Here is an 11,818-nt window from a genome sequence, read left to right on the forward strand (position 1 = left end):
TTGCCATAATAGTGCATTTCTCACTATAACACACCCTGTCAAGCCTGTCAACCATTTTTTGTTAAAATATTTTCCCGCTTTTTGGGAACAATTGTCTTATATATTCTGTCGAATTTCACAACATTTCCTGCAGCCTTTCCACATCTTTGATATGCATTTCCTGGCCCTGTATGCTGAAAAATCCCTCTTTTTCCATCAGTTTTAATTCCTGGTTCAGTGATGACCGGCTCACATGGAGCATATTAGCCATTACAGACTGGGAAACCGGCATGGGAATCGCCGCCCCCGCTACAATGTCGTTCATTCCCACGATCCAGTAGGCAATTCTCTCACGGATCGTCTGGTAATTCAGACAGTTGAGATAAAGCTGGTCTTTCAGCCCCCGCTGTGATATATAGAGTAAAAGGGAATACATCAGCAGATTATCACGCTCCAGCATCTCCTCCAGAATCTCCACTGGAATCCAGGCCACCGTGGATTTTTTGGCAGCCACCAGGGTATAGGTGTAATACCTTTTACCGGAAAAGTAGAGAAGCTCCGGGAAAATATCATTCTTTTCAAAGTAAGCGTTGCAGAGCTCATCCCCATTGACAGTATGGCTTACTGCCTTCAGAATGCCGTCCAGCACAATCCCAAAAGAGTTGATCTTACTGCCCTGAGGATATATGATCTCTGACCTCTGATATGTCTTTCGGTTCATATACGGCCGGTAAATGCAGCTTCCCACACAGAGATCTGCAAAGGGTACCGGACAGCTTATCTTCGGATCTTCAAAAAATCTATGCATTTATACCCCTCCCAACATTCCCCGCAAAAAAAGAAACGCAAAGAGGGGCTGTCAAAACAGCTCCTCCCTGCGTCTTATTCTGCTTATTCCAATGGTCTGTCCAAAATATCACACAAATCATCATAATCCTTCTCGCCATTAAATCTCTGGACCTCTTCCCCGTTTTTGTAGATCACAACGACGGGAATTCCTCCGATATGGCACGCATCCAGCAGATCCTGGTTGGAATCCACATCCACATAGCGCACCTCGTACATTCCCTCATACTCTTCTGTGAGGGCTTCCTCCAGAACAGGATGAAGTGCCTTGCAGTGTACACAGCGCTCTGCACCGAAGAGCACAAGCACCGGTTTTCCTTCTACTTTAAGGACATCGTCATTCCAGCTCGACATGGTCACCGGTTTGAAGAAATCTTTGTTCACCTCAAAGACTTTCTCCCTCTGTGTCACATCTTCTTCGTCGTCTGTGGCCACACAAAGTGCCACATCTTGATAATACGGCAAAGTTCCTTCAATATCAATGACTTTTTTTGCACCAAACGCTCCGGCACCCGGTACCCGGTATGTCACATTGTCAATGGGTGCGATGGGAACCTCCGTGGGAACCGGCTCCTGCGGCACATAGCTGTACGGATAACGGTATGCGCGGTAGATCATATTGTTCTTCGGTCCTTTTTCATTGTGTGTATAATACGGTGAAATCCATTCCCACACGATCTCATGATCCGGTGTCACTTCAATGACACGGCCGTCTGAGCCTTCCGTAACCATGGTATTTCCATTTGGCAGGCGCTGTGCGCTGCTGACATAGGGGCTGTAGAATTTGCTGGCGTCGGTGGGAACCGCATGGCCCAGTTCCTTTGGTGTCAGCTTCCAGACAACCTCCAGGGTTACCGGGTTAAACTCCAGCACACGGCTGTAATCGCGCAGAGCGTTCTTAACACCGATAGGAGCAGATGGATTGGGAACCCCGTAGCCGCCCCAGCCGCCGTTGTCAAATACCATCAGATTGCCTTCACCCGGCAGCCCTTTCGGAATCATATGGAAATGATGCTGGCCGATGATCCAGCCCAGCTTTTTCAGTTCCGGTGTGGCATTGAAGTCAGGTCCGATGCGCCATACGATCTTTCCTGTCTCTTTATCAAGGATAGCCAGAATATTGGCCTCCCTACAGTCAAAAATAATATTTTCCGGTTTAAACCGCATATCACCCTGGTCATACCATTTGTTCGGGCCAAGGTAGCTCATGCAGTTTACATGAAGATAGTCGCCTACACCGCCGTCTGAGGAGCGCATGTTCGGATCTCTGAACAGTGCGTTTTTGGCGGCCTCGTCAAATCCCAGTTCGTCAAAGTGTTCACTGATGGACCATTTCCAGAGGATGTTGCCCTCCCAGTCCACTTCGATCATGGCATCATCCAGAAGCTTTTTATCGGATATCTTCGGGTTTCTGATCGTCTGGTGTACCAGGATCAGTGTATTGCCTTCCAGGGGCTTTGCATCCATACCCGGAACATAGTATCCGACGGGATTTCCCTCCCTCTGATAGTCATGGTGCTGACGCGCCATCCAGCGATGGTCCCTGCCCGGGTCATCAATGTTCTCAAAGTGGTCAAATTCCCAGACAATATTTCCGTCATAGTCGATCTCGATCAGGTTGACACCGTCCTGCATACCGTAATCAGGATGACGGTATCCTGACAGACCCATCACATACCCGCCCGGAAGAAGTTTCGGCGGCATGGCATGCATATTCCAGCGTCTGATCTCATTTCCGTTCATGTCGAACAGCAGAACGCCGTCGTTGATAAGCGGAACGATCGTATATCCGCTCCAGCATTTCTCCGGATTGTAAACAGTGACTCCGTGTGGAAAAACAAGTGGCTGACCCATAATCAATTACCTCCTGAAGTTAATCATTATATTTTTTAAATAGGTTCCTGTCTGTTGATAATACTTACTTTACTTCCAATAATTTTCCGTTTTCATAAAACGCAGTGGATACCGTGTGCTCTATCTTCAGATTCTGATAGAGAAGGTTCTGGCGTGTAATGTCCTGACGGTAAACCTTCCACTCTCCCCTGAGCTGCTGTTCCAGGTCTGATACTGCCTGAATCTCTTCATTGCTGTATGGATTGTAGAACACAAAGGCAATTTTCCCTGAATCCGGGCTTAAAATGCTCTCAATCTGCTCAAGCTCCTTCACGTAACGCTCAGAAGCCACTGCAGCCACTGCGCCGTCTGCCGCGGAGGTGACAACCTGGCGCAAAAATGTCTGCCTGCAGTCGCCCACTGCATAAAGCCCCGGGATGCTGGTTTCCATCTTGTCATTGACCTTGATGTACCCGCTTCTGTCACAAGTGACCATATGGCGCACGGGCTCTGTCTGAGGCACCATACCCACAAAGAAAAACAGTCCGTCCGCTTTAACTTCTCTGACCTCACCGGTCTCAACGTTTTTCAGCACAAGAGCTTCCACATGGTCTTTTCCTTTGATCTCCTGGACAGTGGAGCTCCAGCAGAAATCAATTTTAGGATTTTTATAGGCATGTTCTGCGGACACCTCGTTGCAGTCAAGATGGCCTTTCTCATGGAGCACAATGATCGTGACTTTAGAGGCAAACCCGGTCAGATAATCCGCTTCCTCAACAGCCTGGTCTCCTGCGCCCAGCACGTAGATCTCCTTGCCTTTGAAAAATTCCGCATCACAGGTGGCGCAGTAGGCAACACCATGGCCCACAAACTCTTTCTCTCCGGGAATCCCCAGTTCTCTTGGACGGGTGCCCAGATCCAGGATCACACTGCGTGCCTTGAAATCTCCTCTTCTCTTTGTGCTGACAATGAAAAGATTGTCTTCTTTGCTGATCGCCGTCGCTGTGGTCCGTTTCAGCTCCACTGTGGGATGGCTGGATGCGTGCTCCCGGAACCGCTCCATCAGGTGCTGGCCGCTGTCCACGATCGTGCCGGGATAATTCCGGACTTCATAGGTATCATTGATACGTCCGCCATAGCTTCCCTTTTCCAGAAGAAGCGTTTTCCGCTCCGACCTGCCTGCGTAAATAGCAGCCGCAAGACCGGCAGGCCCGCCGCCCACGATAATCAGATCATAAATAGATTCCATAATTTTCATCTCCTATTCTAATTTTTCTTTCACTTTAACCGTTTTTAAAGAACCCTCTCTTCCCACGCCCGTGACCACCCAGAAGATGCAGACTCCTGTGAGGATCAGGCAGTAAAAGGAAGAACAGAAAATCTGAAACGGTGACACAGTGGGCAGATAACTGTGTTTCTGCACCATCTCATTAATGATCGTCACACTTCCCATAACGAATGCGCTGTTAATGGGAATGATGGAGCTGAAGTTCGTCGCATTGGCTGTCAGCAGGATACTCCGTCGTTCCGGAGAAATACTGCTCTCCTGTCCGATCCTGTCCGCTATGTCACCGAACAGCAGGATTGACGGCAGCACACAGCCGGCAAGAAGAATGTTAACTATAACTATTCCTAAAGCCAGAACTGTCTCAGCGCCCCGTTTTGTCTTTGTAAATTTCCCTGACAGGATAATGCTGCAGCATCTTTCCAGCATTCCTCCGTCCACTGCCACTGCGATCAGTCCGTAAAGCAGAATGGTGGACACTGTCACGTCAATAATCCCATAAATACCTTCAAATATAATTCCGTTCAGCCCTGCCGTTTCATAATCAATGCTCACAATATCGGAAAATGTGAACAGACCGGTGATCAGCCCTAATACAAAGCCCGTAATAATTGCAAAAGAAACTCCTTCAAATAAGTTTCCTGTCTTAAAGCAGATACACAGAAGGACCACAACAGGTACCAGCATCCAAAGTCCTCTTGCATCCGAGAACTGGGAAAGCTGTGTCATGTCTCCCACACTGCCCTCCCCGGCACCGAATATTAAGTACAGAACCGTTGTGACTGCTCCCGCAGCCAAAATATAAGGAGTTCTCTGTTTCAAAACCGTCAGAAGCTTGGCCGGTCTTCCCGTTCCCCGTTCATGTTGTATCATTACTGTGGTGTTGATCACCTGTGAACTGGGAGACAGCGCATCCCCGAAAAAGATTCCGCTGATCAGCGCTCCGCTCAGCATAGAGGGACTGGCCCCCAAAAGTATTCCCGGAGGATAAAAAATGGGAATCACCGCAAACAATGCCGCGATCGGAGCACCTGCTCCCATAGAAATCACTGCTGAAGCCAGGAATGCAAAGACCACAAACCCGCTTTTTGTAATTCCAAGCTGAAGGCTCAGCCAGATAAATCCGCCCCCTATATTTCCCGTCATCATAAGCTTGGAAAAAATCCCTATGACCAGGAAAATAAAAATAAGCCTTGAATTTCCGTACTGCGCCAATCCATGCACAACAGAATCCCAGTATTTCCCTTTGTTCCTGCACAGGAAAAACCCTGTCAGAAGAGAAATCACTGCAGCAAAAATCAGCCCTTTCATTGAATAATAATGTAACCCCACCGAAAATATTCCGCCTATCAGTATGTACAGCACAAAGGGCATCATGGCAAATGCCTGTGTCCCCCAAAAAACCAGCTTTGGTTTTTCTGTTTCCATGCCGCCACCCCCGTTTCCTTTAGATAGTTAAAAGTATAACACACCTGGAAAACAATACCTGTTTGCGCGCCAACACTTACACAATTTTTTTTAAATTCTCACAGTTTTTTTGACATAACCGACAAAAAACCGGCGATGTCAGGTTCTTTTATCCTGTTATCATCGGTCTTTAATTTAACAAGAACATTTTCTGCATCCCATTCCATTCACTGGTATAAATAGACAATTTTATTGTACTTTATTATACATATATATACATTGACATATATTTAAATATGTTATATGATGAAGATAGTATTTATGTAACTATTGTGTACGTATTCAGTTGACTGAATAGGTGCACTATTGTCAAGTAATCTTCTGATCACTGAGATAAGGAGGGGATCTGATGAAGAACATGGAAGGCAGCAGTTACAACGACAAACTGGACAGGCTCGACAGATGCGCCGGTCTAAAGAAGGTTGACCGGGTGCCCATCGGCGCGGCCACCTTGTATTTCCCCGCAAAATACTCGCATATTTCCTACGAAGACATGTATTACGACCAGGAAAAATACAAAAATGCTTCTGTCAGATTTGCAAAAGATTTCAACTGGGACGCAGCATGTATGCTCAGAACTTTTGAAACAGTCACACTTGGCTTATCCCTGGCAGGGACTGATCCGCAAAACGCAGTAAACACAGCAGTAGCCTCTGTTCTAGGAGGCGGATTCGCACACGATATTCTAAAAGACAATTATTCATCACATCCAGGAAGAGAAATTCCCTCAGACACAGAATCCCAGTTCAAAATCAAAAATCCGGTCATGACCTCCGAAGAGTATGATGAGTTTATTGACGACCCCTTCGGTTTTCTGAACCGCAAAGTGGTTCCCAGGGTATATGGTGCTCTTGAAGAACCCGGCAGCTCTCAGTCTATATGTGCGCTCATGAAGTTTGGCATGAAACTCGGAACAGCGCTTGACGACCTGCAGGTATTTACACAGGAAATGAAAACAGCGGACTGTCCGCCATGGTATATGGCCATCTGCCCCAATCCCCTGGACGTGCTGGGTGCATTTCTGCGAGATTTTGATAAAGTCATTCTGGATATCCACCGGGTACCGGACAAAGTCCACAAAGCCTGTGAGGCTCTGCTTCCCATTCTTCTGGCCGTAGGAAAAGCCACAGGTGAAATATCTTATCAGCTCACCGGATCCAGAAGAGTATTTTTCCCTGTCTGGTATAACAGTTTTCTGTCGGAAAAACAATACAGAGAATTTCACTGGCCCTATCTCAAATACCTCTGCGAAGAACTGATCAAAGCCGGGTACACACCCCTCCTGTCCTTACAGGGTACATATGATCATCTGCTGGAAACACTTCTGGAGCTTCCCGCAGGTAAAGCGATTGCCTGGTTCGACAGGACAGACCCGGTCAAAGCCAGAGACATCATAGGAGACCACATGTGCATTGCGGGAGGAATCTCGCCCTCACTGCTGATCGGGGGCAGCGTTCAGGAAATTGACCTGCAGGTCAAGAAACTGCTGACCGAGATGAAAAAAGCCGCCGGCTTTATATTTACTCTGCCGTTTAATGCCATAGGTCCGGCGAAAATTGAAAATGTACTGGCAATGACAGAGGCAGTACACAGATATGGCGGTTATACCCAACCGTGAAAGGAGGTCCATTATGATCGATTTAACATCACTCACAAGTGCAGTCGGCGAACTTGATGAAAAAAAGGTTATGTCCATGCTGCAGGAATTTGTTGCAGGTGCTCCTGAGACAGAGGAAGCAGCCCAGGCCATCACTGCATGTCAGAAAGGCATGGAGAAAGTCGGCCAGCGTTTTGAAACAGGAGAATATTTCGTAGGAGATCTGATATTTGCCGGAGAACTCCTCACAGAGGCAATGGAAGTCTTAAAACCAATAATCGGCTCTGCCGCAAGACAAAAGGTCGGCAAAATTGTATTGGGAACTGTCCAGGGCGATCTGCATAACATTGGCAAAAATATTTTCAAGAGCATGGCGGAAGCAGCCGGATTCACTGTATATGACCTGGGTATCAACGTATCGCCGGAAGCCTTTCTTGACAAGATAAAAGAAGTGCAGCCCGATATTCTGGGTCTCAGCGGTGTCCTCACCATGGCTGTGGAATCTATGAAAAAAACTGTTGACCTTGTAAAAGAAGCCGGACTGAGAGAGCATATCAAAATCACGATCGGAGGCGCATGTGCAAGCTATGAAGCCATGCAGGTCTCAGGCGCTGATGCCTGGTCCACCAACGCCGCAGAGACTGTGAACGTATGTCTTGGCTGGGTCGGTCAGCACCAGGAGTGAAATCATATGATAATTATCGGTGAAAAAATAAATGGTTCCATCCCCGGCATCAAACAATATATCACCACTCAAAACAGCCGGCGCATCAGGGAACTGGCCATCAAACAGACCGAAGCAGGTGCGGATTATCTGGATATCTGTGCAGGGACTGCCGCTGCCCATGAAGCCGGAACTCTGAAATGGCTGATTGCCCAAGTGCAGGATGCCGTGGATACTCCTCTGTGCATTGACAGTCCGGACGCAGAGGTTCTGGAAAAAATGCTTACCCTTACAAAGAAACCCGGGCTGCTCAATTCAGCAGCTCTGGAAAAAGGAAAATGTGACCTGCTGTTTCCCCTGATATCAGACACACAGTGGCAGATCATCGTACAGACAACGGATGATGACGGGGTTCCCGAAGATGCAGAAAACCGGATCAAAATTGCAGATGCCATACTTGATAAAGCAGCCAGGTACGGCGTGAAACCGGAACAAATACATATAGATCCTCTGCTCACTGCAATCTCTGCGAATAACCAGTCCATGGTGGTTTTTACAGAGGCCGTCCGGGGTATAAGAAAACTATCTCCGAAGCTTAAGATAACTGCAGCCATCAGCAATCTTTCCTTTGGTATGCCGCTCAGGCAGGTGATCAACCAGCATTTCTACGCAGTGGCCGCTTTTCTGGGGCTGGATTCAGCAATTCTGGACCCATGCAGCCGGGAGCTGTATACATCCAGACTTGTCATGGATGCGCTGCTGGGAAAGGACCGTCTGTGCCGCAGGTTTACCAATGCCTACAGAAAAGGCATGACCGGCCACAAAAAACCCGACTGTTAAAATGCAAAACCAACGCCCGCATAAGTATCTGCCCCATAATAGAAGGAGTCCCCAAATGGCAAAACTGTCATTTGAGGACTCCTTCTATTATATTCATTGTCTCAACAATTTACACTGATTTTTCCCGTAAAATACCACACCACTATGGCAGTCCATGAGGGATATCAATTTACTAAAATTCTTGTAGTTACCAGGATTTTCAAGGGAATATGGACATATCCCGATAACCGGCATATCCTGTATTGCCTGGTTCAGCCTGGCCTCAAAAGAAAGCAGGGCTTCCGCATTACCGCCTATGCAGTCCATTGCAGGAGAACCGGATGCCCACAGCCGGGTATGCCCCTTTGCAACGGCACTTTCAATGCCGGCGCTCCAGGCCCGGAGTGGTCCTTCTACTCCCTCCTTGCGATACAAAGACTGAAAATCAATCACATTAAGCAGACCTTCTTTTTCCAGCGTCTTCACATCCAGCCCGTTTCTCTCATACTGCTCACAGACCTTATCCGTCTCCTGCCACCAACATCCTTTCATGATACCGGCCCCCTCACTGAGAGCCCGGCGGAAAAATGAGACTTCAAATTCTGTAATTTCAGAATCTTTCTCTGTAATAAGAAGCAGGTGTTCCTTTTTATTCAGTTTATCCCACAGAGAATTGGATATCTTGCTGCCGCTGCTCATGACAGATTTTAACTGTTCCTCACTGATTCTCCATTCTTTTCCAATCTTAACAGCAGACAGCCTCCCCTGCTTCAGCCATCTGTATATCGTAGTCGTAGTGGTCCTCAGATACGCTGCCACTTCAGTCACCGTCAAGAGTTTCTCCATGATTTCTGCTCCTCCTGTGAAACAAATATATCTGCTTCTATCATATCACAGATGAATTTTCTTGTCGACGACAAACAAATCCCTCTGCCAAGGTTACCCTATACGCAAAAAAGCCCTGGTACCATATGGATACCAGGACTTAAATGATTTATTTTTACAAGCTTTTCTACGCTTAAATTATTTAAGTGTAACTTTAGCGCCTTCGCCCTCAAGTTTGGTTTTGATCTCCTCAGCCTCAGCTTTGGAAGCAGCCTCTTTAAGAACTTTCGGAGCACCGTCAACAACTTCTTTAGCTTCTTTTAAGCCTAAGCCGGTAACTTCACGAACAACTTTGATAACTTTAACTTTGTTAGGACCAACCTCTGTCAGTTCTACGTCAAACTCATCTTTCTCTTCTGCTGCTGCTGCACCATCACCTGCTGCTGCAACTACAACGCCTGCTGCTGCGGATACACCGAATTCTTCTTCGCAAGCTTTTACTAATTCATTTAACTCTAATACAGATAACTCTTTGATAGCTTCAATAAACTCAGCTGTTGTTAATTTTGCCATTTTTATTTACCTCCAATTTTTTGTTTTATTTTCGTTTGATTGTACGTCTGACTTTGTCAGCGTATTAAATTACTCTGCTGCTGCTCCACCCTGCTGTTCAGCAATCTGGTTAAGCACACGAGCGAAGTTTGTGATAGGAGACTGGATACTTCCAAGCAGTTTTCCAAGCAGTTCTTCTCTTGAAGGAACTTTGGAAAGTGCCTCGATTCCTGCCTTGTCGTAGTAAGCGTCTTCAACAACACCTGCTACTAATTCCAGAGTCGGAACATCCTTTGCGTATTTTGCAAGGATTCTTGCCGGAGCAGTTGCATCTTCCATACATACTGCCAAAGCGTTTGTTCCCTCTAAATGCTGGCATAATTCTTCACAAGGAGTTCCTTTGAAAGCAAAGTTCATCATTGTGTTTTTGTATACTTTGTAAGTAACACCAGCTTCTCTTAATTCCTTACGCATTTTTGTATCCTGCTCAACAGTGATACCTTTGTAGCTTACTAACACTACAGATGCGGCATCTTTAATACTGCTGGCAATCTCGTCTACGACCGGTTTTTTGAGTTCTACTTTTGCCATGAATTAGTGCACCTCCTTATTTTTTTAGGCTGCGCTGCTCATATATCGAAAGGTACTTCAACGATTAGTACGAAAAAAACCTCTCTGCATAGACAGAGAGGCTTCATCAATCCTAATAATTGCAAGAATGAATCTTTCCTCGGCAGGCGTTTTATCCTTATGCCTAACGGCACCTGCTGTCTTCGGCAGCTATTCCTGTATTAAAATACCATGCAGGACAAGTATTGTCAAGCATTTTTTCAACTTTTTTCATCTGTGTCCTCATGTATCCTGCTCCATGAGAACTTCTTTTGCTGCCGCTTCCAATTTGCTGTCTTTTTTCTTTACCTCTGCTTTTTGTACTTCTGTCCGGATTTCCTGTTTTGCCGCTTCTGTTTTGATCTGGCTCTCCAGTACACCTTTTACATCCTTCAGCGGCAGATATCCGTCCTCCTCCCTCTCAAGGCATTTCATGACCAGCATATTCTGCCCGGCTGCAAAAGGCTCGCTTATCTCACCTGCCTGCATGCCGGCTGCCAGCATCCAGCGCAGACCGTACACGCCACTTTTTCCCTCCTGGGTATCAAGGGAATTCATCTCCAGCTCATAAAAGCTGATATCAGGGAATGTTTCTGCCAGCTCTTCCTTCTCCATGCCGCTCTCCATAGCTTCGGCCGCATGCCGGAGTATTTCTGTGTTCTCTGCCTTTGTCTCTGCTGCCAGCACATTCACTTTATTTTCATACCGGTAGCTTTCCAGGTTCTCATTGTATGCGGATTCCAGTTCCTTATCTGTGATAGTATGCTCCTTTTTCAGCGCCTCCGTCAGTTCTGATTCCAGTTCTGTATAGAAATACTGATAATAAGCTTCTTCCGTATAGGTGATAAGTCCATAGTTCACCTCACCGGAAGCTTCCTTCCGGCTGCGGGACGCATTCTCCTGCTCCATGGACTCCTTCAGCGATTCATAATCTGCATCTGCCCGGATTCCCCTGGCCTCTGCCATGGATGCGATCACCTTGTCCCGTATCAGTTCCTCCTCCGCAAGACCCATGATCTCTTCTAAAGGTGTACTGCCATCTATCCTGCCGGTCCAGAAGTCCTTCCTGTTTGCCTCCTCTGTGGAATACCCGCTTTTCACCTGTGCCCGGAGTCTCTGCAGTACGAGCTGGTACTCTTCCCGTACAATGTCCTGACCGTTTACTTCCATCACGGTACGCATCTCTTCCGGCTTCTGAAATCTGATATAGATGATCAGACCTGCCAGCAGCAATAGAACCACTCCGAAAACAGCATTCACAATATATTTTTTCCGCATCTGTCGCTCCTGAAAATGGGAGCTGCCGAAACAGCCCCCATACATGTCTTTTAAATTCTGTATC

The 11,818-nt window shown here is 46.9% G+C and carries 11 protein-coding genes and 1 other annotated feature; of the genes, 3 read left to right on the forward strand and 8 right to left on the reverse strand.

The window, feature by feature from the left end; all coding sequences use genetic code 11:
* Window positions 1–115 precede the first annotated feature (115 nt).
* The 4 genes from LC508_RS16865 to LC508_RS16880 form a co-directional block, all read right to left on the reverse strand.
* On the reverse strand, window positions 116–787 hold the full coding sequence (locus tag LC508_RS16865; RefSeq protein WP_033139951.1) for a Crp/Fnr family transcriptional regulator: 672 nt from the start codon (window positions 785–787) through the stop codon (window positions 116–118).
* 83 nt (window positions 788–870) lie between these two features.
* Complete coding sequence (locus LC508_RS16870; RefSeq protein WP_033139952.1) at window positions 871–2,679, reverse strand: aryl-sulfate sulfotransferase; 1,809 nt, start codon at window positions 2,677–2,679, stop codon at window positions 871–873.
* 64 nt (window positions 2,680–2,743) lie between these two features.
* The gene (locus tag LC508_RS16875) at window positions 2,744–3,907 is read right to left on the reverse strand and encodes an NAD(P)/FAD-dependent oxidoreductase (RefSeq protein WP_103731425.1); all 1,164 of its coding nucleotides are present in this window, start codon (window positions 3,905–3,907) and stop codon (window positions 2,744–2,746) included.
* A 12-nt stretch (window positions 3,908–3,919) separates the two neighbouring features.
* Window positions 3,920–5,371 (reverse strand): Na+/H+ antiporter NhaC family protein, encoded by a 1,452-nt coding sequence (locus LC508_RS16880; RefSeq protein ID WP_033139954.1) that lies wholly within the window; start codon window positions 5,369–5,371, stop codon window positions 3,920–3,922.
* Window positions 5,372–5,759: 388 nt separating this feature from the next.
* On the opposite strand from LC508_RS16880, the gene LC508_RS16885 reads away from it, so the two are divergent.
* Genes LC508_RS16885 through LC508_RS16895 form a run of 3 tightly spaced genes read left to right on the forward strand, consistent with a single transcriptional unit; the run spans window position 5,760 to window position 8,511 of the window.
* On the forward strand, window positions 5,760–7,028 hold the full coding sequence (locus tag LC508_RS16885) for a uroporphyrinogen decarboxylase family protein (protein WP_054351373.1): 1,269 nt from the start codon (window positions 5,760–5,762) through the stop codon (window positions 7,026–7,028).
* Between the two features lie 13 nt (window positions 7,029–7,041).
* Window positions 7,042–7,692, forward strand: a complete 651-nt coding sequence (locus LC508_RS16890; RefSeq protein ID WP_054351372.1) for a cobalamin B12-binding domain-containing protein — start codon at window positions 7,042–7,044, stop codon at window positions 7,690–7,692.
* Window positions 7,693–7,698: 6 nt separating this feature from the next.
* Window positions 7,699–8,511 carry a dihydropteroate synthase gene (locus LC508_RS16895; RefSeq protein ID WP_118593915.1) on the forward strand — a complete coding sequence of 271 codons (813 nt, stop codon included), beginning with the start codon at window positions 7,699–7,701 and terminating at the stop codon, window positions 8,509–8,511.
* Window positions 8,512–8,604: 93 nt separating this feature from the next.
* On the opposite strand, the gene LC508_RS16900 is transcribed toward LC508_RS16895, so the two are convergent.
* The 4 genes from LC508_RS16900 to LC508_RS16915 form a co-directional block, all read right to left on the reverse strand.
* On the reverse strand, window positions 8,605–9,336 hold the full coding sequence (locus tag LC508_RS16900) for an MEDS domain-containing protein (RefSeq protein ID WP_033139958.1): 732 nt from the start codon (window positions 9,334–9,336) through the stop codon (window positions 8,605–8,607).
* Between the two features lie 177 nt (window positions 9,337–9,513).
* On the reverse strand, window positions 9,514–9,888 hold the full coding sequence (gene rplL / locus LC508_RS16905) for a 50S ribosomal protein L7/L12 (protein ID WP_018596966.1): 375 nt from the start codon (window positions 9,886–9,888) through the stop codon (window positions 9,514–9,516).
* 69 nt (window positions 9,889–9,957) lie between these two features.
* A complete protein-coding gene (gene rplJ / locus LC508_RS16910) occupies window positions 9,958–10,458 on the reverse strand; it encodes a 50S ribosomal protein L10 (protein ID WP_033139964.1) in 501 nt (166 codons plus the stop codon).
* Window positions 10,459–10,521: 63 nt separating this feature from the next.
* Window positions 10,522–10,662, reverse strand: a sequence feature (ribosomal protein L10 leader region).
* Window positions 10,663–10,719: 57 nt separating this feature from the next.
* The gene (locus LC508_RS16915; RefSeq protein WP_103733003.1) at window positions 10,720–11,754 is read right to left on the reverse strand and encodes a peptidyl-prolyl cis-trans isomerase; all 1,035 of its coding nucleotides are present in this window, start codon (window positions 11,752–11,754) and stop codon (window positions 10,720–10,722) included.
* Window positions 11,755–11,818: the final 64 nt, after the last annotated feature.

The sequence above is a fragment of the Blautia parvula genome (assembly GCF_020215665.1).
GTDB classification, from domain to species: domain Bacteria; phylum Bacillota; class Clostridia; order Lachnospirales; family Lachnospiraceae; genus Blautia; species Blautia celeris.